Raw genomic sequence first — 24892 nt, 5'->3', positions numbered from 1 at the left:
CGTTCTCAATTGTGTTGCTTTTCTTGTTGAATTTTGACCAACTCACCTAAGGCTTTAACTGCCTGAACAATTTGATCGTTCCACTTCACGCCAAAACTGATACGCATATAGTTCCGATATTTCCCCGAAGGTGAAAATATGCCGCCAGGAGCGAAGCTTACACCACGTGCAATTGCGTCTTGGAAAAAGTCGCTAGTATTTACCGAGGAGCGACATCTTACCCATAAAACACTGCCACCTTGCGGTTTTGAAATACAAGTTTCTTCTGGGAAATGTTCGGCGATTAGTGCCCGCATACGTTCACAGTTGTAAATTAGCTTTTTCCTGAGTACCGCGACATGCCGATCATACTCTCCCGACAATAGATATTCGGTAAGTGTCCATTGTTGCAACATAGGTGTTGAACAAGACTGTGCTCGCTTAATACGCTTGGCTTGTTCTTCATATTTCCCAGGAATTAGCCATCCCACACGGTAACCGGGGGCAGCCGTTTTTGAAAAAGATGAACAGGTCAGTACTAAGCCTTTTTCAGAGTATAGTTGAGCAGGTTTTGGCCGCGTACCATCAAAATACAAGTCACCATATGCATCGTCTTCAATCAATGGAATATCGTGTGACTCCAAAAGCGCTACCAACTGCTGGCGCTGGTGATTCGTCATCAGCGAACCTAGCGGATTGTTAATCGCAGTAGAGAATAAACATGCTTTAACAGGGTGTTTTGTTAGTGTTTTTTCAAGTTCCTGAAGGCAGACACCATCTTCTGTACAAGTATAAACTTCAATGGCTTTCATACCGAGACTTTCAATGAGCTCAATAAGCCCGAAAAAGCATGGTGACTCAATCGCGATTACATCACCTTTTTCTGCTACACATTGCAAAGCAATCGAAAGTGCTTCTTGGGCACCATTGGTAATAACCATATCTTGATAGTTAACTACGGTACCTTGCTCTTGATAGCGATAAGCAAGCTGCATTCTTAATTTTGCATCGCCATTAACAGGGCCATAGCTTACCGCTTTTTCAGCATATTTGCTTATGACTGACCGCATCAATCTTGCCAATGCCTTATCAGGTGGATGCGCATGTACGGGGTTAGAAATCCCTAAGGCTACAGAGTTGGGTAAGTGAACTGCATCATGCACTTGTTCGATTAGGCTTCGACATTTTACCTCTGTTGGCTTACTGCCTGCCCACTTGCTAGGTCTAGGCTGTAACGTTCTCACTTGCTGAGCTTGCAAATAATACCCAGATTGAGGGCGGGCGGAGACTCGACCCTGGCGCTCTAACTCGATATAGGCTTGTTTGACCGTAGGCACACTAATTTCTAACTGTTTACTTAACTTTCTTAGGCTCGGTAATTTATCGCCGGGGCGCAATAGCCCCTGTGATTGTTGACCATCGATAAATTCAATTATTTGTTGGTAAAGAAAGTCCGAAGAGTCTCTATTAAGCAATTTCATAGCAAAACTGTATAGGTTTCATTTTTCATTTTCTGTATATGTTATTAAAACAAATTAACGCTACACTTTCTATCATTCAATGAATTTAATGAGTATTTCATAAACTAAAGTCACATTTTAAAAGGAGCACAACATGATAGTATTACCTGTTATTCACCGTTTCGTATCTTTTTGGATAAAAGCGATGTCAACTCAATCTACTGCCTATAATTTAGTGAAGCAGGAAAATCAATTTGTGCGTCTTTCAACGAGTACAACACAGGCAAATGAATCTAAAGATATTCACTGCTGTGGAGATAAGTAAATGAATAACTCTGTGTTATATCTATTAACCGTATTGATATGGGGTAGCACCTGGATCGCTATCAATTATCAACTCGGAGATGTTGCCCATGAAGCATCAATAGCTTATCGCTTTGGACTTGCTGCAGCTGTTTTATTTATTTATTGCTGGCTTAAAAAATTGCCGCTAACGATGAATAAGCAACAACATTTATCGCTAATACTTTTCGGCATGGCATTGTTTGGTTTTAATTATTTTTTACTTTACCAAGCCCAAGAAAACATTAATTCAGCACTGGCCTGCATCGGTTTTTCGACCTTATTGCTGTTTAACATAATTAATGCGCGTATTTGGTACAAAACACCTATCACTAGCCAAGTTGTCTTAGGCGGTAGCTTAGGGTTGATAGGCATCGTTATTCTATTTTGGCCAGAAGTGAAAAGCTTAAGCCTTACAGATGCAACCTTATATGGCTTAATACTTTGTTTGATCGGAACGTTATCAGCTTCTATGGGGAATATGATTTCGATTCGGAACCAAAAAGCTAAGATGCCGGTCGTTCAATCAAATGCCTGGGGAATGCTTTACGGCACTATTTTCATGATATTTATGGTTATTGTACAAGGGAAAACTTTCACCTTTGAGTGGACAACGCCTTATATAAGTTCATTGTTGTTCTTATCTATTTTTGGCTCAGTTATCGCTTTTGGTTGCTACCTATCATTAATGACTAAAATAGGCCCACATAAAACATCATATGCCAATATTTTATTCCCCGCGGTAGCAGTAGCTATCTCTACCGTTGTTGAAGGTTTCGCGTGGAATAATTATACAATATTTGGCTTTTTAGCCATTATGGTTGGTAATTTTGTCGTACTCGCGAAACCTCGAGCCGCTAAAAAAGCTATTGAGCAAGAAAATAGTCTAGCGAAAAGTAAACTTACAAATGAAAAAGTAATCGCTAGCTAAAACCACTTTTGGCGACACTTAACGACTAAGTCAGTTGCCTTAGGCATGGCACTCCTTCCCGCCATGCCTTTTTTATTAGCCAATAACCCTATTTGTTAATGATGATATTTTGCACATTAAAAATTCCCATGCTATAAAACTACGAACGAAATCGTACAAATTGTACAAAATAAAAACAATAAGGATATTCGATGAAATATATAAAGTTAGTGCTCGCCGCTTTTTTGGTTATCAGCCAAGGTGCCAAGGCAACTGATGTCAACTCATTGAACCCTATCAAGGTTATTGAAATTGAATCAGCACTTACTAGCGACACCGTAAAATTTAATGCTACGTTGCCAGCAGGTTATAGCGAAAAAACTGATAAGCGCTACGTGTTACTTTTTGATATTCATCCTCGAAGCCAGCCAATGCACGCAGGCATGCACGATTGGATGAGTCACAATGGTGCTTGGCCTTGGGTTGAAACAATCATAGTCACTCCACATAGCTATGATTCTTCATTTCGAACGTTATACGTCGACTATGTTGAAGGAAAAAATAAAAACTTAATAGAGTATTTCGCAAAAAGCTTACTGCCAACATTAAATGAAAACTTACGGCTAAATGGTTTCAATATTTATAGCGGCTTTACAGGTAATGCGGCGGCAGGTTTAGCACTATTACTCGATGAGCCAACGTTATTTAATGCGTATATTTTAGCAAGCCCAACCTTCAAAGATCACCCGTTAAACTTTATCGAAAAAATTAAAAAACAATTGCCTAAACATAAAGGGAAACCCCGTTATGTGATGTTATCCACCAGTGACAGTGGCTACGAACAAGCTCAGCTCAACTCGTTTAGTGAAATTTCACAGTTAGTTAGCTCGTTAGCACCCCAAAATATACAAGTTAGTGTTAAGCGTTTTGATGGTACTTATTACATGACTCAGCCTGTCCTAGCAACCAGTCACGCGATAGAAGAAATTTTTGATGATGTCCACCAAAGATTAGCGCCAGATTCAGCCATTTCAAAACAAGGCCCAGAGGCTATCATTGAATATTTCGCTTATTTATCTAATGAAAAATATGGCTTTGAGGTATCCGCCCAACCGTCACTAAAAGCGCTTGGCGATTCATTGTTAAACACACAGCCTAAGCAAGCGGTAGCTGTTTTTGAAAGAGCTGTGAAGCAATATCCAGAATCCGCCTTTGCTTATGATGCGTTAGCAGCAGCATACTTTCACACAGCACAAAAGAAAAAAGCGGTATCAACTCAGGAAATAGCAGTAGAGCATTCTAAAAAACTAGTCGGTTATTGGCAAAATAAACATCAAGAAAAACTAGCAAAATACAGAAAGGCATTAGCGCTAAGTCACTAATATTGTTTTAGTAATAATTACTAAAACAAAAAAGCGTAGCTACTCGCTACGCTTTTTCTTTATTTAAACGTTCAATCACTTAACAATCGAACTTAATTGAGCATTTATATTGCCAATAGTCTCAATGCGCTCTTCTATAAGATTTACATCTTCATCAACAAGGTCACTGCTTTTTCCATTGACTGAGTAGCGTGAGCTGATTAAATTTGCAATGTACTTGCTATTATTTTTCCCGCTAACTCTTTGGTTAGTTTAGCCGCTAGCTGAGCAGTCATCCCATCAATGTCTTTGTCAGGATTAAATTCAACAATGTCTGCACCTACGACTGGCGCATTGATATCTTGTATCAGTTTGATGACTTCTCGTGTTGATAAGCCACCAGGTTCGCGATGTGAAACGCCTGGAGCGAATGCGGGGTCGATACCATCGATATCTAGCGAGACATATACAGGCCCTTCGAAGACTAACTCATCTTTGAGAGGCCATTGACGCATTTCATTTATTTCTACGTCAAACTTTTCGGCTTGTGCGAGCTGATGTTCATTTAGTGTACGAATACCAACTTGAACTAAGCGTTGGCACAATTCATCTTCCATCACCCTAGCAAATGGGCACGCATTAGAAAATCGATTGCCTTTATAGCTGTCATATAAATCAGAATGAGCATCTATGTGTAAAATGGTTAATTGCGGAAAGTGTTTAGCGTAAGCTTTTAAAATAGGGTATGAAACGCTATGGTCTCCGCCAAGTGACAACACCAGCTGCTTTGATGATAAATATTGGCTAACCGCTTGCTCTATGGTGTCATTGAAATGCTGCTCTTCATTAAAAACAACGTTCTCAGCAATTTGCCAGTAATTTTCATCCGTCAGGTTAACACCTAACTCTGTACCTTTATTGAGCGAACCATGCGCTAAAACATGCTTAACAACATCAGGTGCTTTAGCAGGTCCTTTCTCATAAGAAGAGTTCTCGTCGAAAGGAATACCTAACAAGGCCAGTTGTAAAAACTGACCTTGTTGAACATATTGATCGTTCACTAAAAATGGCCTTTATGAGTGCCACTGCCGATTGGTGAGCCGGGTGGTAATTTGATTTTAGACGCCGGCGTCACTAACTTACCTTGTTCCAAACTGAAAGCGATTTGCTCAGCTAATAGCGTAAACTGTGCCTTCATCCCTTGATGCTTGCGAGATTTACGGTTGTCTTCTAACCAATCTTTTAAATCGGTTAATGCAACATAAAGCTCGGCGCGAATTTCTGTCACTAATTTGTCGCTATGCCATAAACCCAAAAGCTGCTCAACTACTTGCTGATTAACTCGCTGTTGAACTAACAACGACAATCCTTTTGCACTTTTTTGTTTGAGAGTTTTGTCCATCACCTTATCCAGTAAGTTTTCAACAGATGGGATATCTTTCCCCATAAGTGATTGTTGCTGTAATCGGGCCAAACGTTCTGCATTTAACATCAGCGAAACCGTATGTTTAGCAGCGGCTTCGGCAGCACTTACCGGATCAAATGTTAAACCCGTATTACTTTTAAAACTTTCGCGGTTTCGGTTGTAGCCATAAGCCTTTGGTGGAATAAGTGAAATAAGCTCTTCACTTATTGTAAGCGTATCTGGACTAAGTGTTGAAAGAAGCACCTCAATTGCTTGATATTGCATATCACCAGTAACTGCAGATACCCCACTAACTTCCCCTTCCCCTTTAACTTCGTAACTATAATTAACACCAGCGATTAATTTCGCCGCACCTTCAACTTGATAACGATGAAAGTTATAGATGGGTACTAAAACCTGCTCAATTTCAGATAATGGCGTGCCATTAGCGATTGAGTGGATACCAAAGTCAGTTAGCGCTTTTTCACGAACTTTAAGCACGCGCGCTAATTCTTGCGCTGCATTTTTACCGTTATCCCATAAATGACCCGTTGCATGACCACCAGATTTTGGACGAGCATCTGGATCAGACATGTATTGCAAGCCTTTAGCTTGGGCTTGACTGATTAAGCCAGCTAACGCCTGCGCTTCAAGTTCTTCAGCCAAATCGCTATATCCATATGCAACAACATATTTGTCCCACTCTCCGATATCAGTGTCATAAGCGTTGCTTAGATCGATTTCACCATTTTTTAAAGTGATATAAGGATGTGGATAATCCATAACTGAAGCGCGATTATTAACACTAGCAGAAAAATTGTGCGCTATTCCCAACGTATGACCTACTTCATGCGCAGATAATTGACGAATACGCGCCAAAGCCATTTCCTGCTGAGCACTTGTATCTACATTTTCGCCGGTAAATGGTGAGGTTAAGCCCAAGGCAATTAAGTAATCCTGACGAACTCGTAATGAACCTAAAGTTACGTGGCCCTTAATAATCTCGCCCGTGCGAGGGTCAATTACCGATGCGCCATACGACCAACCACGAGTTGCACGATGTACCCACTGAATCACGTTATAACGAACGTCCATTGGATCAGCATCAGCAGGTAGCATTTTCACTTGAAATGCATCTTTATAACCTATCGCTTCAAATGCTTGATTCCACCAGCGAGCGCCATCTAACAAAGCGCCTTTTACAGGCTCCGGTACTCCGGCATCTAAATAATAAACAATAGGTTCCACCGCTTCAGACATTATTGCATCTGGATCTTTTTTAGCTAAGCGATGACGTGGAATTACTCGTTGAATTAAGGATTCATCTATTTTCGTTGCATAATCTGCATGGCTAATTGCCCAGTAACCACTGTAAGGGTGGAATGCTCGAGATTGATAGTTATTATCAGGTAGTTCAATTAACGAATGATGAAAATTCACTGTAACTGCTGAATTATCTGGCGTTACTGACTTTAAATAATTGCCAGCACTGCTACCTTTAAAAGTTATGGTTGCTTCAAATTCAGTGTTCTTAGGAAAGGCTTTAGTGCGTTTAGCGTACAGACCGCTGCGTGAAGCATCGACTTTAAAGTTACCTTGCTTACTTTTCTTTAAACGCTCACCTACACCATGAATATCTGATAATAAGAATGGCGTGTAATCGACAACAACTTTACCTTCATTTGCTTCACTCACCTTAAAGCCCCAAATAATTGAGCTCGCAAAAGCTTCATCTATTGCTTGGCGTTCTAGATTATTGTCACTATTAGCTCGGTAATAAGTATTTAACTGCCTTAAGAAAACTTTATCGCCTACCCGCTCAAATTGCACTAATCGAGTATCACCTAATTGTCCGCGATCTAAACCAATATCGTTCGATCCGATACCGTGAGGCATACTGCTTTGAAATAAAAACGGCTGTTCAAACTGTTCAATCTCTAAGTAAACCTTGCCGGTTTTACTGTCTTGATAGAAAGAAAAATAACCTTCTTGGTAACTTTTACCTTCAACAAATTTGGCAAAATCTGCCCAACTTAAAGGTACAGCGGCAACAGACAATATCAAAACTGCCCATAGACGAATAAATTTCATCCTAATTCCTTATTATTTTTACTAAAAACAGTCACAATTTTACGTTATAATCGCTGTTAAATTTTTTTTGAAAACTTTCATCAAAAACGATCAAAACTTTGTTGGTTGCAACCCTATTTCAATCACAAGGTATAAAATATACATTTGCTGACTATGAATCAATGAAATGATTCACTAGCCATTAACTATAATTGCCAACTGGTAAAGAGCAACTAGGTAGAAAAATGCAACGATTAGCCCCTGCGTTACGTGACGACGATGTACCATTAGACTTAATTTCACTGATCAAAACCATATTAGCGGCGACAAAAGAAATTTCTTTCCGCGTTAGCCAAGCACAGCTTGGTGGCTTAATGGGTTCTACACTTGATGAAAACATTCAAGGTGAAATACAGAAAAAACTCGATGTTGTCGCAAACGAGTTATTTAAAGACATCGTTTTAGAGTCAGGTTTTGTAAAAGCAATTTCTTCGGAAGAAGAAGATACTTCTGTTGCTGGTGATGAAAACGGTAAATTCTTAGTATCATTTGACCCATTGGATGGAAGCTCGAATATCGATATTAACTCACTAATCGGCACTATTTTCTCTATTCACGAAGCTATTCCAGAAATGGCAGCTGATAGTCCAGATCAATTCAAGCAAGCTGGTCACAAGCAAGTATGCGCAGGTTATGTACTTTACGGGCCATCAACGATGTTAGTGATGACGACAGGTAAGGGTACACATTTCTATGTATTAGACAGAACGCATGGCGGCTATTTATTAGTAGAGCGCAATGTCCAAGTACCAAAAGATACTCGTGAATTTGCCATTAACATGTCGAACCAACGTTTTTGGGAAGCACCAATGCAGAACTATATTGCTGATTTAGTCGCAGGTGATGCAGGCCCTCGTGGCGAATACTTTAATATGCGCTGGATAGCAGCCATGGTTGGGGATATTCATCGCGTACTGTCTCGTGGCGGTATTTTTACATACCCTGCCGACAATAAAAATCCAGATAAGCCATATAAATTGCGCCTGATGTATGAAGCCAATCCAATGAGTTTCTTAATTGAGCAAGCCGGTGGTTTAGCAATGACCAGTAAAGGTCGCATCATGGATATTGCCCCTACCGATATTCACCAACGTGTCGAAGTTATCATGGGCTCTGCTAACGAAGTGGAAAAATGCTTAAGTTACTATAAGTAGTTTGATTCATCGTCAATAAAAAAGCCCAGCAAAAGCTGGGCTTTTTATTTTCAGCAAACATTAGCTTTTCCTAAAATTTAAACGTTAAATTTAAGCAAACCAGTGCCGGGTTTTATTAACAAACCAAACTAACGACAACATCACTGGCACCTCGACTAAAACACCAACCACGGTTGCCAATGCGGCGCCTGAATGTAAGCCAAATAGTGAAATTGCTACAGCCACAGCAAGCTCAAAGAAGTTTGATGTGCCTATCATGCATGCTGGCCCTGCAACATTATGCGGCAGCTTAATATATTTTGCTGCGAAATAAGCAATAAAGAATATGCCGTAAGTTTGAATAAGCAATGGCGTTGCAATAAGTAAAATAGCTTCTGGTTTAGACAAGATAACATCCGCTTGAAAGCCAAAGAGCAAGACCACAGTAGTTAACAAGCCAATAATTGACCATGGTTTCATTATGCTAAGGAATCTATCTAACTTACTATGATCACTTGCTTTATCGAGCTTCTTCCTCGTAATTGCGCCAGCAATAAGCGGCACAACAACATATAGCACCACCGATAGTAAAAGCGTATCCCAAGGTACAGTAACGTCTGAAATCCCTAGTAAGAATCCAGCAATTGGTGCAAAGGCAAAGATCATAATGATGTCGTTAATTGACACCTGCACTAAGGTATAATTTGCGTCGCCTTTTGTCAGTTGGCTCCAAACAAAAACCATGGCGGTACAAGGCGCAACACCTAATAAAATCATGCCTGCGATATATTCAGTTGCCGTTTGCGGATCCACCCAGTCAGCAAATATACCTTTAAAAAATAACCAACCAAGTAAGGCCATAGAAAAGGGTTTGATTAACCAATTAATCACAAGGGTAAGAACGAGTCCCTGCGGTTTTTTACCAACATCCTTTATTGATGAGAAATCGATTTGTACCATCATTGGATAAATCATTAACCAAATCAGCACGGCTATCACTAAATTTACATGCGCATATTCAAAGCTTGCAACTAAAGTAAAAACATTGGGAATCATATGCCCTGCTATAACGCCTATAGCAATCGCAAGCCCAACCCATACAGTTAAATACCGCTCAAATAAACCCATTGTCTACTCCACACCAAAGCACTCAAACCTATTCACATATGAATTTTCGTATATATATCCTTGAGTGTCGAGTAAAATCTGATTCTGAATCACATTTTCAAACAGCAAACTATGTATTGGCCTCACGGTGTCGCATAAAAACGATTCATACTAAAAATCATAAAAAGGCAGCTTTGGTTACTATGCGAACAGCACTGCTTTTTGCTAGAATACGCGCCAACTCATACGTAACGTATACCGATTTATTATTTTATTTGCTTGGAGAAAACTCGATGCCAGCTTACGCGGTAGGACATAAGGTTCCAGATTCAGATTCAATTTGCTCTGCAATTGCGCTTTCTTACTTAAAATCACAAATTGGTGAAGATGTTAAGCCTGCCCGTTTAGGCGAACTTTCACCAGAAACACTTTTTATTCTTGATAAGTTTGGTTTTGAACAACCTGAATTAAAAATGACCTTTGCTGACACTGACGGCATCTATGTTGTAGATCACTCAGACCGTATCCAAGGCCCTGACGACATCGACGACACAACAGTTTTAGGTATCATTGATCACCACAAACTAGGTGACATTACCACCTCAACACCGCTTGAGTGTTGGATCCGTCCAGTCGGTTGTACTAATACCATCATCAAAATGATGTACGATTTTCACAGCGTTGAGATCCCAAAGAACATCGCAGGTGCCATGATGTGTGCAATTTTATCTGACACAGTTATCTTCAAATCACCAACTTGTACTACGGCTGATATTAAATGTGTTGAAGCATTGGCTGAAATTGCAGGTATTGAAGATTACAAAGCACTTGGTATGGAAATGTTTGAAGTGAAATCAGCTGTTGCAGGCACGCCTATCCGTGATTTAGTAATGCGTGACTTTAAAGACTTCAATATGCATGACAACAAAGTAGGTATTGGTCAGTTAGAGCTCATCGACTTAGCGTTAGTTGATGATCTGAAAGCAGACTTACAAGCTGATATCGCAGCACTAAAAACCGAAGGTGACTACCACAGCGTGTTACTAGTATTGACAGATATTATGAAAGAAGGCTCAGAAGTTCTCGTTGTAAGTAACAATGATGACTTAACTGAAAAAGCGTATGGCGCAGCTACAGTTGACGGCAAAGTGTGGATTGATGGCATTATGAGTCGCAAAAAACAAGTAGTACCACCACTACAAGACTCGCTAGCGTAACACCTTAAAATTAGCTAATTAAAATATGCGTATTTGAAAGCCCATCATTTTGATGGGCTTTTTTCTTTCACAACTGAAATTTTAATTATTAGGTAATAAATTAAAGACGTGTTAAAAGTACCCATTGAATCATCTATTATGCTTTAATCCAGCTAATAAATTATGATGAAAATTTTTTCCAAACTCCATTACATCATAAGCACGATTGTCGTCGTAATGTTATTGCTAACCTTATATACATGGTGGCAACCAAAAGAGTTATCGTCACAAATATCACAAACGCCGCCATTAGGCAGTCAGCATATAAAACATACGAATTATGGGGTACTGACACTAACTGAATACGGCAAATATACAATGGTTAAAGGGGACTTTTCCGCAATAGAGCGCGGAGCTAGGGTAACTAAACAAACATTGTGTTCACAAATATCGTCATTCTGTATTGACGACGAACGTATCCAAGTTTCAGAATCCCCCGGCAAAATAATCACTGCATATACACAAACCAATAAGAAGCATTATTTGTTTAATCGCGTATCAGGTTCCTTAGTAAGTTGCCTCAACTGTCAGTCTGAAAGCGATTTTCACCAAGTTCTTAATGCTCAATTTCACTGGTCAACTGATGGAAATCAAGCCATCGTTGTCAATTCAAGTCACTGGATTAACAAGCAATTTGGACAATTACACCCAGTTCCAGGCGCAGATAAACACTATAATGAGAAGCCATACAATATTTGGCAGCTTGACTTCTTGCCTAGCGGGGTAAATGTTTTTGAAATACCGCCAACAAAAACTAACTATGAATCTGGCGAGCCACTTAATTTAACCTACTCACCAGATAATAAGTTTATAGCATGGCATTTATGCAATCCTGACTGCAAACTATGGCGTTATAACATCACCCATAAAACATATTCTAGCGTGGCTTACCCATGTAGCTCTAAGCAATATAATAATCTGTGGCAAATAACATGGAAAGATAATACTCCTAGTACTGAATATAATTGGACTATACAAGAAAAAGGAAAATGCTTTAAAGCTGACGGCACGCCTGCCTTTCCAACTCAAAAAACGCCATAGAAAGCGAATACAAACATAAAGGTTACTTTGTTAATACATTGAAAAGCCCGCTTATCGGGGGCTTTTTTAATTAAAAGATACTAACCTGACTTTCTAACAGCTATTCACTCGCTATAGAAACAATTGCGCGGTCGACTAACTCCAATGCTGTTGTTAAGTTATCAATATCACCATAGATTTTACCATCGCGACCTGAATGATGCCCTCGACCAATCAGTTCCATCTTTAGTAATTGCTCAGGCTGATCAAAGTCGATTACTGCCTGGTAAACAACTGATGGCTGAGCACTAAAGCCATCACCAGAATAAACTTCGTCATCAGGAAAGCGATCTGATGAATAATAATCATTAAAGTCGAATGAATTATTGAGTTCTAAACGCACGCGATATTCACCTGACAGCTTACTCGGTAATTGTGCATGATAAATAAAGTTGTCTGTCATCGTGGCACCACTATAGCCATCAACGGTCAATGAATCACCTGTTGGTACAAAGTAGCCATTAGCAGCCTTCATACCCAGCTGATGCAGGAACACAGGCAGGGACTCTGGACGCATTCTGCTATCTTTACTCTCTGGATCTTCCCCACCAGTAAGTGCTTCACCAGGGTTAGCATCTGGGCCAACCATTAAATGTGATGTGAATACTTGTGAAGGGTCTTTTTTCGAAACCTTATTAACAAAGTTATTGGTACCAATAGCACTAGTCACATATAGCGGTTGAACAAATTCTCCATCTAACGTTTCAAGCCAAATTGCATATTGAGGCCATAAGAAGTAAGCACCTTTTTTCAGTTCAACGGTTATCGTTTGCCCTGTTGCATTGTCAGGTTTAAGAGCTCTTTCAATAAAAGTATGCTCTTCATCGTCAGTACCTTTATCTGCAGCTTTTAACGATTGACCTAAGCGGTACACTTCCATCGCCGGCGATAGTCTTAAAAAAGGTGATGCAACAAAGTAAATAATCAGGATTAGCGCCAATGGCAAGGTAATGGTGAATTTGCCGCCCTGTTTTTTAAATGGATTTAAATATTGTCCTAGTGAGCGACTATTTTTAAACAAATGCCAAATAACAGTTAGCACCATCACTAAACCGATTAAGGTATGGATAAGCGCAATTAAGTTGCTGTGTTGCTTACTAAATAGAAGAACTGAGGTTACCAACATGACCAAGAAGGCGATAAACAACGTGGCACCAATAAATGCTCGAGCGGTAAAACGTGAGCTAAAAAATAACATAAAACACTCCTTGAAATAATTTACGTTTTTGTACGCCAATTAGTTATTTCAAGTCGAATAAAGCTTTCTGAAATTTTCTGAAACGCTTGTTATTTAAGACTATTTTTTATAATTTCAATTTCACTTAATTTATTGGTCAGGTTACGCTGAATAGCAATATCAAAGGCATTATCTAGCGCTATAATTTGTTTTTCAGGTTCTTCTTGTAATGCAGCTAGCTCACTAAGAAATATCCAAGACTGTGTTTCCCCCAACGGGCATTTGAGTATTTGATGATAGCCACGAGCTTCATGAAATAGTTTTTCTGCTAACGCTAGCTTTTCTGTTCTCATAGCAAATGTTGCTTTTAATTCAGTAAGGTGCGCTTGAAATAGCCAATCATTATTTGCTCTTGCAATAGCTAGACCTTCTTCTACTGATTGATTGGCTAGCAAATACTGACCAGTTATAAACAGGTAGATTCCATTAAAGTATTTAAGTCTAATAAGCTCATTGTCATTATCGAGCTCATTGGCTATTGGCATTGCTTGAAGTAAATGCTCTTTCGCTTTCTCTGTATTATTAATTGCTAAATAAGTTTCAATAAGCAAACGCTGGGCGGTTAAGTTATTCGGATTGCTTTCAACAATTGATGTAAGAAGCGGCGTAGCTTGTTCAAATTTCCCTTCTAACCTCAAATCAATAGCAACACCTAACATTTCATCAGTAAAATCTGATTGATATTGAATTGCTGTAAGTGGTAAACGATTACCCAATTGCACTGCCAGCATACTAGCTAGCTCGTCAATTAGCGCCTGACTATCTTTGTTAAACAACACACCTTTTTGCTGTGATTTGCGTCTATATAACGTGTAACTAAGCTGGTAATCAAAAGGTGAGCCAGATAATTTAGTTGCCACGATTAAATCTGCGCCAGATACATTAAATATACTTGGTATGTGACTAGCATCCAATTGACTAAATGGCGCTCCGGCTCGCTCAAGCACTTGTAGTACATAGTCTGTTCGTAATACCCCTGCTTGCTCGGTACTCGGTAAACGCTGAATCAACTGATCCATCATACCTAGTCTTACCCAGCTATGATCATTGCCAATTATATGGTTTTCAGTTGGCAGCACGATTACCGACCCTTTCACCGGTATAGCATCCTCAGTTTGAGGAATATGCGTGTTATCACTCAATATAAATCCCAGACTCGTGACCACAACAACAATCAATAAAAGAAGAATCGGAAATGGCTTAAAAGTCACTCGCCTGACAGAACTACTTTGTGGCTTTGAGCTTTCATGCATTACAACATCTGGTAGCCAAATATAACCTTGCTTAGGCAAAGTCTTTATCGCTTCAATACCACTAAAAATTTTACGAAGCTCTTTTATCGACTGAAAAATAACTTGCTCATCAACTACAGTGTCATTCCATACTTTTTCTAGTAGCTCACCTTTACTTACTACGCTTCCTTGCTTTTCAAGTAACACGATTAGCAGTTGACAAGTTTTTGGACGAATATTGAGCGAATCACCACTAATCGAAGTTATTGTAAGCGCTTTAGTATCTATCGTGTAATCAAGGGTTTTATATTGCGGCAACGGTGGTCATACTGTTTGTTGAAAATACTCTGCTACATAAACTAAAGGATTACGAGATTTAGTCAACGTACAGAGCAGTTTTATTAAGAATACAACCTTCTTCAAAGCCTTACAGAAACTAAGTTCGTGTTGGCAAAGGAATAAAAACAATGAAATGCACATACTCCTTCTTAACGGTATTGTTAACAGTAATTTTTACCTTAGTTACGTCTCAGGTATCTGCGCAGCAACCCATTGTCTCTGGGTATATCGAGAGCCATCAATCAACAATATTGAGTCAGGAGCGCCGATTTATGATCGACGTACCTGAAAACTATTATGATAATAACCAAAACTACCCCACGCTTTACGTGATTGATAGCGACTTTCAATTTCAACACATCTCGGCAATCGCTAAAAATTTAGCACGAATGGGCAAGGTGCCACCGATGATAGTGATTGGTATCGCCAATCAAGGCAATGCTGACTATGTTTACCAAACCACATGGCAAGTCGAAGGAGAGGAAAGTTTTGGAGGTGCAGCTAACTTTTATCAATACATAGCAAATGAGCTTGTGCCACTTATAGATAACCAGTATAGAACCAATGATAATCGAATATTGGCAGGTTATTCACTCGGTGGACTATTCAGCACATTTGCCATGATCCAACCAAACACTCCATTTAACGCTTTTTTTGCCATGAGCCCTAGTTATTGGGTAGATAATTACTCTGCTGGAGAAGTAATTAACCAATTTATAACGAGACAAATTACAGCAAATAAAATACCGGCCCCACTGTTTTTGTCTGTAGCAAATGAGCAAGGCATGGGTGTAAATATCGTTGCTGAAAAGCTAGCTAAGCACACGCATAAAAGTTGGCAATTTGCTTTTAAACAATACCCAGAAGAAAACCATTTTAGTACTGCGCTTCCAGCCTTTGTTGACGCACTTAGCTTTCTATTTAACGATTTTTATATCGATGGCTATGCATTAGCCAAGCATAAAGATGTATTCGATGTACTCGAAACATTTAAACAAAAAAAGCTTGGCTACAATGGCTTTCGCATTGAGTGGTTACAAGCCTATAAATTTTCAAAGTATGTCTTTGGTTCAAAACAACTTGATACCGTCGATGCGGTGCTTGCGCGCATAACGAATGAATTCCCTGAATCACTGTTGATGGTAACCAATTATCTTGCAAAAGGCTTTACCACAACCAAACGCTTTGAGAAAGCTAAAAGCATACTGGAAAAAGTAGCCACTCATGGGGAAAAAAGTGCGCTTTGGCACCATCAATACAGCTTAACAATGGCGGGGTTAAACAAAGTGACGCTTGCTGAAAAGCATCAATCAAAGGCAATGGCGTTGGCCAAACAGCAACAGCTGCCTATGTGGCAGATTTGGGAAATGAAATAGTCGCCCTAACGTATATAAATCAAAAAACTTAGGATTATTAGGAAGGCTATCTCATAGGCCTTCCTTCTTATTGATTGAAATATGACCCCAGTGTTATTAATTACTAGCTATTTTTAAATCAACGATTAATTGGTCTCTTTCACCACCCGTTAATAAAATCAACGACAACCTCATAACGTCCCTTTATAACCATTTGATAAATAGCCGCTTTTTAATTGGAATAAATGTTGCTCATTTAACTCAATTAAATAAAAAGATGATGGTAAGCGTTACCACATAATAAGGGTTGATATGAGTGAAAAATATTTTAATAGAATTAGTGTCTATTTAGTTGTAGCAGTATTATGTTTTGAATTAGGTCATTTAGCATGGGAATATTTCAATGGTGGAGTAGTCACTCACCATATTATGATGCGTGCAGACCTACCTGGCATTTCCAATTGGTGGGGGCTTGTTATTCTTCCGCTGTTAACTTGGTTATCTACAAGATTAGTAAAGAAAAGAATCACTTTTCAATCGAATGAAACATCTAGTGATGCAAAAATCCCCCCTGCTATTATTGCCGCTTTCTTAGGAATGTTAGCAGTAAGCGCGGTACAGTCACTGGCCTTCATTATGGGCTATGGCATAATAACCAAGTATTTAGCTTTATCCGTCTTAATTGTCGGGCTGTTTTTACCTATTTATCGCCCTGAATACATCCTTGGACACGTGCTAGGCTCAGCATTTACTTTTGGACCTCTTATTCCATTTATTGGCGTAGCAATCTTTAGCACTGTATCAGTACTAGCTAACTTAGTTATAAAACCAATCGTATTACGTATTATCGAGCGAAAAGCGGTTTCTGCATAAAGCATTCGAAACAGAACAGTAGTCAAAAAAGCCCTTGTACCAGGGCTTTTTCACTATCAAAGCCTTCTTGCCTAGAATAAGCCGAATGCTTTTAAATCATATTCCCTTAATAAATTCCACTGACTCAAATAAACGCTTTACTTACTAATACACTAAAGATCAGCTACGAATATGACGCCCGCCATCTAACTGTAAATTTCTTCCAGTCATATAGTTACTTTTCAAAATCAAATGAATTGCATCAATAACTTCTTCAAAGCCAGCCTCTATCGGAAGCAAGGCTTTAGCGAGTGCTTTTTTCTTGTATGCTTCATCATCCCATTCATTAAATTTAAGTAACGCCGGTGAAAGGGAATTTACCTTCACTTTCGGTGCCAATAATGACGCAAAAGACAAAGTTAAATTATTCATTGCTGATTTACTCGCCGCGTACGCAATATGCTTCTTACTACCTTTTTCGGCAACATAGTCGCTAATGTGGACAATATCAGCAGGCCCAGGTTCACAATGCTCTAGTTGCTGTTGAAATGCTAAATTCAATTGATAAGGAATCGCTACATGAATATTCATCATTTTGTGCATTATTTCTGCATGACTATGTTCTTTGTTATCGCCCTTGGATGCATCAGGCAGCCAATCTGAAGCATTATGAATAATCGCTCTTAAACTTGGGTATGCTAGTGTAATTTGACTAATAAACTGGTTTACATTTTCTTGTTGGTAAAAATCAACGTGATATAAGTCAGCACCTCGATCACGCAATTTATCCAACGCAGGATAAACAGAACGATACGTCCCTATTACTCCAAAGCCCTTGTTAAGCAGATCACATGCAAGCGCGTATCCCAAGCGCTTTCCTATACCTGTGATTAATACAACTTCTTTCACTGTAAAAACTCGGCTCTTGTTTGCGGATTCGTTTTAAAGATACCGCCTAATGCGGTGGTTGAGGTTTGCGAATTTACATCCATCACACCTCGAGACTTAACACAGTAATGCGTCGCGTTTATCGATACTGCAACGTTGTCTGTTTCTGTTAAAGTTTGGATTGCCACTAATATTTGTTGCGTTAAACGTTCTTGCACTTGAGGCCTTTGTGCAAAAAAGCGGACGATACGATTAATTTTTGATAAACCTAGAATTTTTGAATCAGGAATATAAGCAACCTGAGCCAGCCCATCAATGGTCACAAAGTGATGCTCACAAGTAGATGTGAGGTTAATGTTAGACACCTTCACCATCTCATCAACCGCCATTTTATTTTCAATAACGCTAACGCTAGGAAAATTCTGATAATCCAAACCTGCGAAAATCTCGTGAACGTACATTTTTGCTATTCGGTGCGGTGTTTCCGCTAAACTGTCATCATTTAAATCTAGACCTAATGTTCCAACAACTTCCGTCATCAACGCTTTTATACGATCATACTTTTGTTCAGCCGACATATCATTGGGAATGAGAGGGGTTTCAAGCCCTTTCTCAATCAATATATCCCGAACACGTTGAGCATCTTTATCTATCATTGGTTCGCTCCGTCATCCGCCTTATAACTCAAGGTTAGTGAAACTGAATCTGCAAAACGTAAGGCGTGAGGTTTATCGATTTTTACTTGCGCAAAACAAACCATAGGGTGATCTGCACATATGCCAAGTACATCGCTGGTTAATTTTTCTAAAAGAAGAAATCTGCCATTTTCAACATGATTGATAATGCTCTTACAAATATCTTTATAATTGACTGCGCTGTCTACATTGTCAGCTAAACATAAGTTATTAGCCGGATAGTGAATTTCAGCATTAATGATAATGTCTTGTTGCTTGCACTTTTCTTCTTCATTAAACCCGATGTAAGTTCTCAATCTAAGGTTGGTGATGGAAATAATAGCATTACTGCTCATAATCTTACCTTACTCAATTTCTTTCATTTAAATACGTTTTGTATTTCAATTTAGTTCATTTAATCCAAAGTGCTTTAACCACTTATTGCCTGACTTAGCCACAAAAACCAGCTTGATTTTGACACTATCGTTGAAAATCAATCACCGCTAACTTCTGACTCTTGTGATCAAAACTATCCCACAACTGCTTATAAGTCTTTAAGTGCTGCGGGTGAACTTTTTCACTTGCAATATCAACCAATGGTAAAAGCACAAAAGCATTTTGGGTAATCTCTCCTCTAGGCAAACTAACCCCATCAAACTCACCAACTAAATCATCATAAAGAAGGATATCAATATCTAACGTGCGAGAACTAAATTTTGGTCCAGTACGAACACGGCCGCATTGTGTTTCGATGCGACGCAGCACTTGCGATAACTCTGCTACCGTATGCTCACACTTAAAGCTTACGACAAGATTTAAAAAGTTGTCACCTTCAAAGCCAATTGGTACACAGTCATATACTTTTGATAAGACTATTTCGTTAAATTCTCGTTCAATCGCGTCAAGTGCTACTCTGGTATTTTGATAGCGATCTATATTACTACCAATACTGACATAAACTTGATGCACGAAAACTCCTCGTTCTAAATTGAATACTTGTGAAAATCACGCGTAACTTACTTATTCAGTGGCTTACAGAGTAGCATAAATTGAACATTTAAGTTTGACACAAAAAAGCCCACTAAAGTGGGCTTCTTCAGTCTTGCAAGTTTAACTACATCGCGTAGTTAATTCCTAAATAACCGGCTCTTTCTTGCGTATTATATCCTAGCGCTGTTTGATACTCTTCATCAAAAGCATTAGTCAGGCGTGCTTCAACCGTCAAATTTGCCGTTAACGGATAACTGGCAGACAAATTAACTAACTGATAACTATCTAATTCAATATCACCAGTTGCAAAGCTCGTATCATCTCGCTTTCCTTTATATTGATATTCAACATATAAAGACAATTCACCTACTTTTGTATCAAACTGATAACTAAATTGTTCTTTTGCACGGCGAATAAGCTGCTTACCTGTTGTTTTATCTTCAGCGTCGACATAGCTAGCATTTAGCTGGTGGCCACCGCCAAAACCTTGATAGCTAGCGATGAATTCGACACCTGATATTTCAACATCATTGATGTTTTCTGGCTTGTAGAAAAAGTTTTCATCTGCCTGCCAAGCAATTAGGTTTTCAATATCCGATTGATAAACATTAAACGCTAACTCAACATTTGCGAGCTTTGTTTCTAGCACCAACTCAATATTTTCAGAGTTCTCTGAGACTAAATCTTCATTACCTGCAGAATATGGGCTAGCTGGGTAGTATAAATCATTAAATGTAGGGGCTTTAAAACCGGTACCTGCATTTAACGCAATTCGCGTATCACTACCTAGTTGGTAACCAAGACCTACGTTGTAGCTAGTTTCCGAATCAATATGCTCGACATCGTCATAACGCACAGCAGCTTCAAAAGTAAGCTTGTTTTTATTGTATAACGTATGTGCAAAAATACCGGTAACATCACGCTCGTCAGTGTCGTAAGTCGTAGTACCGTTTAATTTTTCCTGATAAAAATCAGCCCCTAAATTGAATTGCAAAAATGGAAAAACTTGACTGTGATTAAGCAATGATAATTGATTACGCTTAGTCTCAAATTCTGTTTCAGTATTGTCGGCTAAATGCTTGCCATAGTTTCTTGCAAAATCACGATTTTGACCCACCGAGAACGTTGTACTGTTTTGCACATGACCGATGATAGCATTATAAGTGCCGCGCACTAACCACGCATGGTTGCGAGTTTCGGCTTCATTGTTGCCACCCCAGGCATTGTCATACTCATTTTCACCTTGATCAGCTCTTGCCAACCAATCAAGCGTAAAGTTAGCACTTACTTGCTGCTGACCCTTTACTGCTATAGAGTCGAACTCGTAGCCGTCATTATCTTCTTCAGCCGCTTCCAGTACATCAAAGCCATCGCTTTCTTCACGGTTAACGCTAATACTTGTATGACCGTCGCCATGAGAAAAGCCAGCGCCGGCTTTCAATTGTTGGTAATTATCGCTACCAAATGTGGCACCCGCAAAATATTCATTACTTTGTAGTTTGCGAGTAAAAATTTGAATTACACCACCAATAGCATCAGATCCCCAAATCGCAGCACGTGGACCTTTTAGCACTTCAATACGCTCGATAAGTTCAGGAGCAATAATTTGGGTGTTAGTAGAACCAAGGCTTGCTGAACTTACTCGAATGCCGTCAACGAGCACTAAGGTATGATTTGAATTCGCACCGCGCATAAATAACGATGAGTTCTGGCCTCTTCCGCCTTGACTGGTAATATCAATCCCTGCGACTGTCGCTAAGATATCGTTTAAGGATTTTGGTTGAATACGCGCAATATCTGCCTGAGTAATCACAACAACTGACGCAAGCGCTGTATCTATATTTACAGGTGTACGACTAGCCGTTACGGTAATGACCTCTTCTTCACTTAAATTATTAGCAAATGTCATTGGGCTAGTTGCGAGCGACGCACCAATTGCTATTGCGATAATGGAATGTTGAGATACTTTTTTATTATTAAAGAGAGAGTTACTTAGTTTATGTTTCATATTTCCTCTGCTTTTGATGCCCGCCGCATCAAGTACAAATGTTGTTTATAAGCAGCTTAGGTAGTCGGACTTATGAACAAGACTCAAAGTGAACTGTTCAATCACCGTTGCGGGGGCAGTGCTAAGTTTTCATCAGCTTCCCCTAAGCTACTCGCTTAGATCTTATTAGATCGCTAGTGGTTAGTTACGCTAACCAATCGATATTGATAACAGCGAGCCGTTACCGAAACTTATCAATTTGACGACACATATCAGCAAGCCCGCTAAGCATTTTGGGACTAAAGCGGTGCATATTATCACCGTTAACTCGGATTATTCGCTGACGTTTAACAGCAGTAACTTGCTGCCACTTTTCCCAACCAACTTTCGGCTGAGGCGACGTTGAATGTGCATCTGGTATAACAATTACATCAGGGTTAGCAACAATGACATTTTCGATACTTACTTGTGGCGTTTTCGTTGGGCTTTGTGAAAATACATTTGTCGCATTACAACTAGTGATCAACTGATTTATCCAGCTGTCTTCATTGACGGTCATTAATGGCGTTGACCACAATTGATAAAAAACACTATATTGCTGCTTGTTTTGGTATAACTGTCGAATACTCTGTAGCTTGTTAGTAAATTGATTGGCAACCTTAAGCGCTTGTAATTGATGGCCAGTCAGTTCACCCAACATCTTAAGTTCTTTAGCAACATCTTCTAACGCTTTTGGCTGGCTTAACTTCACATTTAGACCAAGCTGTCGCATTTTTTCTAAGTCTTGTGCTTTATTACCGCCTTGCCAAAACAGCACTAAGTCAGGCTTTAAGGCGACTAGGCGTTCAATACTAATACCGTGGTGGCCGCCAATTCTAGGTATCGCTTTGGCCGCTTCAGGGTGGTTCGCATATTCAACAGTGGCAACAATGTTATCGCCAGCGCCAATGTCATACAGCATTTCAACTATATGTGGTGCTAGTGCGACAATTCTAAGCGGCGCTTGGCTATTCTCTTCAACATTAGCGTAGGCTGCTGACAAACTAATGGTTAAAGACAGTGCTAACCCGGTTATTAACTTAATCATCAATAATCAAACCCTTGTTGTGCTTTAATACCGGCATCAAAGGCATGCTTAATATTTTTCACTTCACTGACGGTATCTGCCAATTCGGTCAGTTTACGATGGGCAGCACGACCGGTAACCACTACAAATTGATGTTTGGGTCGATTGGCAATGCAATTAATCACGTCATCAACATTTAAATAATCATAACTCAGCATATAAGTCAGCTCATCCAGTAAGACGATATCGACCTTCGGATCGGACAAAAATGCTTTGGCGCCTTGCCATGCTTGTTCAGCTGCTTTTATGTCCTCCGCCCGGTTTTGTGTTTCCCACGTAAAACCTGTAGCCATTACCACAAAAGGCACATCGAACTTTTCAAGTAAGTTGCGTTCACCGCAATCCCAACCTCCTTTTATAAATTGCACTACCGCAGCACTTTTTCCATGCCCTACAGCACGCATGACTGTGCCGAATCCAGCTGTTGTTTTGCCTTTTCCATTGCCAGTAATTACTTGCACAATCCCACGTTCTTCGGTCGCAGCAGCAATGCGTTCGTCCACTTTTTCTTTTAAACGTTGCTGACGCTTCTGATGATTTTGGCTTTTATCAATCGCCACGGGCGAACTCCTGCGTAATATTAATGATGTTATCGATAGCCAAATGTTGCTCACATACTTTAGCTAGTCGCTCCAATTGCTGTTCACGATGTTCATTTAAGTCCAGTGCTTTGATGGTGAGCTCAGGCTTCACCCAACTCAGTATTGCCTGGGTGGGTTCCGGTTTATCAAACAAACCATGTAAGTAAGTACCTACCACCAAGCCATCTTCAGAAATAAAGCCGTCACTGACTAAGGTGCCATTTGAATTATTAAACTCTGCAAACGGTGTAGCAAATGCACTGCCATCACTTTGTCCGCAATGAATTTCATAGCCTTCAAGCTTCACGTTATCAGCTGCAAGCATCTGCTGGGCAACAATAGTTGCACTTACTTGGTTTAACGCTTTTTTCTCAGTTAGCACAGTGTCAAAGTCTGCTATGCCTAATCCATTAATATCATTGATGTTTGATTCAATATGTAGAGGATCAAATATCGACTTACCTAACATTTGCAAACCACCACAAATACCTAGCAGTTTGCCGCCATAGCGCAGGTGTTGTTTGATTTGTTCGCCCCATTGTTGGGCAATTAAAAACTCAAGGTCACTAATAACATTTTTTGAACCTGGAATAATAATTAAATCTACAGCTGGAATAGCCTGTCCTACTTTGACATAGTTCAAATTTACTGCGGGGTTTAACCGCAGGCTATCAAAGTCGGTATGATTGGAAATATGTGGCAGTAAAAGTACGCAAATATTAATAGCACTTTGTGCAACTACATTGGTTGTTGATAGCGCATCTTCGGCATCGAGGGCTAAATCATGTAAGTAAGGTAAAACGCCTAATACCGGCTTACCTGTTTTTTGTTCAAGCCAGTCCAATCCAGATTGCAAAAGCGTAATGTCCCCTCGAAACCTGTTGATAACAAAGCCTTTAACTCGTGCTTGTTCATTATCAGAAAGTAAAGCCAGCGTACCAACGAGATGTGCAAAAACTCCGCCTTTATCAATATCTGCGATAATAATTACCGGACAGTCTACTGCTTCTGCATAACCCATATTGGCAATGTCGTTTTCACGCAAGTTTATCTCTGCAGGGCTTCCCGCTCCTTCGACCATCAGGTAGTCAAATTGCTCGGTTAATCGCTGGTGAGAATCAAGTACCGCCTGCATCGCCACTTTTTTATAGTCGTGATAACTATCAGCTTCCATATTGGAAAGCGCCTTTCCATGAACGATTACTTGTGCACCGGTATCTGAGTTGGGCTTTAAAAGAATAGGATTAAAATCAACTTGTGCTGGTACTTTAGCAGCAACAGCTTGCAATGCCTGAGCCCGACCTATTTCACCGCCATCTTCTGTTACCGCACTATTTAGCGCCATATTTTGCGGTTTAAAAGGTGCTATTTTTAGTCCTCGATTAGCCAATACTCGGCATAATCCTGTAACGAGTGTACTTTTGCCAGCATCAGAGGTGGTGCCTTGGATCATCAATGTGTTCATTAT

General features: G+C 39.6%; 22 protein-coding genes. 8 read left to right on the top strand and 14 right to left on the bottom strand.

Annotated elements, in window-relative coordinates:
• Window positions 1–5 precede the first annotated feature (5 nt).
• Window positions 6–1460 carry an aminotransferase-like domain-containing protein gene (locus HII17_RS09290; protein WP_169075102.1) on the bottom strand — a complete coding sequence of 485 codons (1455 nt, stop codon included), beginning with the start codon at window positions 1458–1460 and terminating at the stop codon, window positions 6–8.
• A 133-nt stretch (window positions 1461–1593) separates the two neighbouring features.
• Here HII17_RS09290 and HII17_RS09285 point away from each other — a divergent pair, with 133 nt between their 5' ends.
• From HII17_RS09285 to HII17_RS09275, 3 genes are all read left to right on the top strand, one after another.
• A complete protein-coding gene (locus HII17_RS09285) occupies window positions 1594–1764 on the top strand; it encodes a hypothetical protein (RefSeq protein ID WP_169075101.1) in 171 nt (56 codons plus the stop codon).
• A complete protein-coding gene (locus HII17_RS09280) occupies window positions 1765–2712 on the top strand; it encodes a DMT family transporter (RefSeq protein WP_169075100.1) in 948 nt (315 codons plus the stop codon). It abuts the gene before it with no gap.
• A 191-nt stretch (window positions 2713–2903) separates the two neighbouring features.
• Entirely contained in the window at window positions 2904–4073 is a 1170-nt protein-coding gene (locus tag HII17_RS09275) for a hypothetical protein (RefSeq protein ID WP_169075099.1), read from the top strand.
• Window positions 4074–4273: 200 nt separating this feature from the next.
• On the opposite strand, the gene speB is transcribed toward HII17_RS09275, so the two are convergent.
• Together speB and HII17_RS09265 are read right to left on the bottom strand one after the other, a co-directional pair.
• On the bottom strand, window positions 4274–5113 hold the full coding sequence (gene speB, locus HII17_RS09270) for an agmatinase (protein WP_169075098.1): 840 nt from the start codon (window positions 5111–5113) through the stop codon (window positions 4274–4276).
• The gene (locus HII17_RS09265; RefSeq protein WP_169075097.1) at window positions 5113–7548 is read right to left on the bottom strand and encodes a zinc-dependent metalloprotease; all 2436 of its coding nucleotides are present in this window, start codon (window positions 7546–7548) and stop codon (window positions 5113–5115) included. The genes speB and HII17_RS09265 overlap by 1 nt, the downstream gene beginning before the upstream one ends.
• A gap of 224 nt (window positions 7549–7772) precedes the next feature.
• Here HII17_RS09265 and HII17_RS09260 point away from each other — a divergent pair, with 224 nt between their 5' ends.
• On the top strand, window positions 7773–8741 hold the full coding sequence (locus HII17_RS09260) for a class 1 fructose-bisphosphatase (protein ID WP_169075096.1): 969 nt from the start codon (window positions 7773–7775) through the stop codon (window positions 8739–8741).
• Window positions 8742–8831: 90 nt separating this feature from the next.
• On the opposite strand, the gene arsB is transcribed toward HII17_RS09260, so the two are convergent.
• Window positions 8832–9848, bottom strand: a complete 1017-nt coding sequence (gene arsB, locus HII17_RS09255) for an ACR3 family arsenite efflux transporter (protein WP_169075095.1) — start codon at window positions 9846–9848, stop codon at window positions 8832–8834.
• A gap of 272 nt (window positions 9849–10120) precedes the next feature.
• Here arsB and HII17_RS09250 point away from each other — a divergent pair, with 272 nt between their 5' ends.
• The gene (locus HII17_RS09250; protein ID WP_169075094.1) at window positions 10121–11044 is read left to right on the top strand and encodes a manganese-dependent inorganic pyrophosphatase; all 924 of its coding nucleotides are present in this window, start codon (window positions 10121–10123) and stop codon (window positions 11042–11044) included.
• Between the two features lie 162 nt (window positions 11045–11206).
• The gene (locus HII17_RS09245) at window positions 11207–12124 is read left to right on the top strand and encodes a hypothetical protein (RefSeq protein ID WP_169075093.1); all 918 of its coding nucleotides are present in this window, start codon (window positions 11207–11209) and stop codon (window positions 12122–12124) included.
• 100 nt (window positions 12125–12224) lie between these two features.
• On the opposite strand, the gene HII17_RS09240 is transcribed toward HII17_RS09245, so the two are convergent.
• A complete protein-coding gene (locus HII17_RS09240) occupies window positions 12225–13361 on the bottom strand; it encodes a DUF4405 domain-containing protein (RefSeq protein ID WP_169075092.1) in 1137 nt (378 codons plus the stop codon).
• An 89-nt stretch (window positions 13362–13450) separates the two neighbouring features.
• The gene (locus HII17_RS09235; RefSeq protein WP_169075091.1) at window positions 13451–14950 is read right to left on the bottom strand and encodes a winged helix-turn-helix domain-containing protein; all 1500 of its coding nucleotides are present in this window, start codon (window positions 14948–14950) and stop codon (window positions 13451–13453) included.
• 149 nt (window positions 14951–15099) lie between these two features.
• Here HII17_RS09235 and HII17_RS09230 point away from each other — a divergent pair, with 149 nt between their 5' ends.
• Window positions 15100–16347: an alpha/beta hydrolase gene (locus HII17_RS09230; RefSeq protein WP_169075090.1), complete on the top strand. Its 1248-nt coding sequence runs from the start codon at window positions 15100–15102 to the stop codon at window positions 16345–16347.
• A 291-nt stretch (window positions 16348–16638) separates the two neighbouring features.
• Window positions 16639–17199, top strand: coding sequence for a hypothetical protein (locus HII17_RS09225; protein WP_169075089.1), 561 nt, complete (start codon window positions 16639–16641; stop codon window positions 17197–17199).
• A gap of 159 nt (window positions 17200–17358) precedes the next feature.
• Here HII17_RS09225 and folM read toward each other — a convergent pair whose 3' ends face one another.
• The 8 genes from folM to HII17_RS09185 all read right to left on the bottom strand — a co-directional run bounded on the left by folM (window position 17359) and on the right by HII17_RS09185 (window position 24889).
• Window positions 17359–18087 (bottom strand): dihydromonapterin reductase, encoded by a 729-nt coding sequence (folM, locus tag HII17_RS09220; protein WP_169075088.1) that lies wholly within the window; start codon window positions 18085–18087, stop codon window positions 17359–17361.
• Window positions 18084–18722 (bottom strand): GTP cyclohydrolase I FolE, encoded by a 639-nt coding sequence (gene folE / locus HII17_RS09215; RefSeq protein ID WP_169075087.1) that lies wholly within the window; start codon window positions 18720–18722, stop codon window positions 18084–18086. The genes folM and folE overlap by 4 nt, the downstream gene beginning before the upstream one ends.
• Window positions 18719–19096 (bottom strand): dihydroneopterin triphosphate 2'-epimerase, encoded by a 378-nt coding sequence (folX, locus tag HII17_RS09210; RefSeq protein ID WP_169075086.1) that lies wholly within the window; start codon window positions 19094–19096, stop codon window positions 18719–18721. Before folX ends, folE begins: the two co-directional genes overlap by 4 nt.
• 124 nt (window positions 19097–19220) lie before the next feature.
• Window positions 19221–19709: a 2-amino-4-hydroxy-6-hydroxymethyldihydropteridine diphosphokinase gene (gene folK / locus HII17_RS09205; RefSeq protein ID WP_169075085.1), complete on the bottom strand. Its 489-nt coding sequence runs from the start codon at window positions 19707–19709 to the stop codon at window positions 19221–19223.
• Window positions 19710–19854: 145 nt separating this feature from the next.
• Entirely contained in the window at window positions 19855–21738 is a 1884-nt protein-coding gene (locus HII17_RS09200) for a TonB-dependent receptor domain-containing protein (RefSeq protein ID WP_169075084.1), read from the bottom strand.
• A 220-nt stretch (window positions 21739–21958) separates the two neighbouring features.
• Window positions 21959–22804, bottom strand: coding sequence for a cobalamin-binding protein (locus HII17_RS09195; RefSeq protein ID WP_235938699.1), 846 nt, complete (start codon window positions 22802–22804; stop codon window positions 21959–21961).
• Window positions 22804–23403, bottom strand: a complete 600-nt coding sequence (gene cobO, locus HII17_RS09190; RefSeq protein ID WP_169075082.1) for a cob(I)yrinic acid a,c-diamide adenosyltransferase — start codon at window positions 23401–23403, stop codon at window positions 22804–22806. The genes HII17_RS09195 and cobO overlap by 1 nt, the downstream gene beginning before the upstream one ends.
• Window positions 23393–24889, bottom strand: coding sequence for a cobyric acid synthase (locus tag HII17_RS09185; protein ID WP_169075081.1), 1497 nt, complete (start codon window positions 24887–24889; stop codon window positions 23393–23395). The genes cobO and HII17_RS09185 overlap by 11 nt, the downstream gene beginning before the upstream one ends.
• Window positions 24890–24892: the final 3 nt, after the last annotated feature.

Origin of the sequence: Thalassotalea algicola (genome assembly GCF_012932965.1) — a bacterium.
GTDB classification, from domain to species: Bacteria; Pseudomonadota; Gammaproteobacteria; order Enterobacterales; family Alteromonadaceae; genus Thalassotalea_F; species Thalassotalea_F algicola.
The sequence above is the reverse complement of the archived record's forward strand: the minus strand, read 5'-3'. Positions and strand labels throughout refer to the sequence as shown.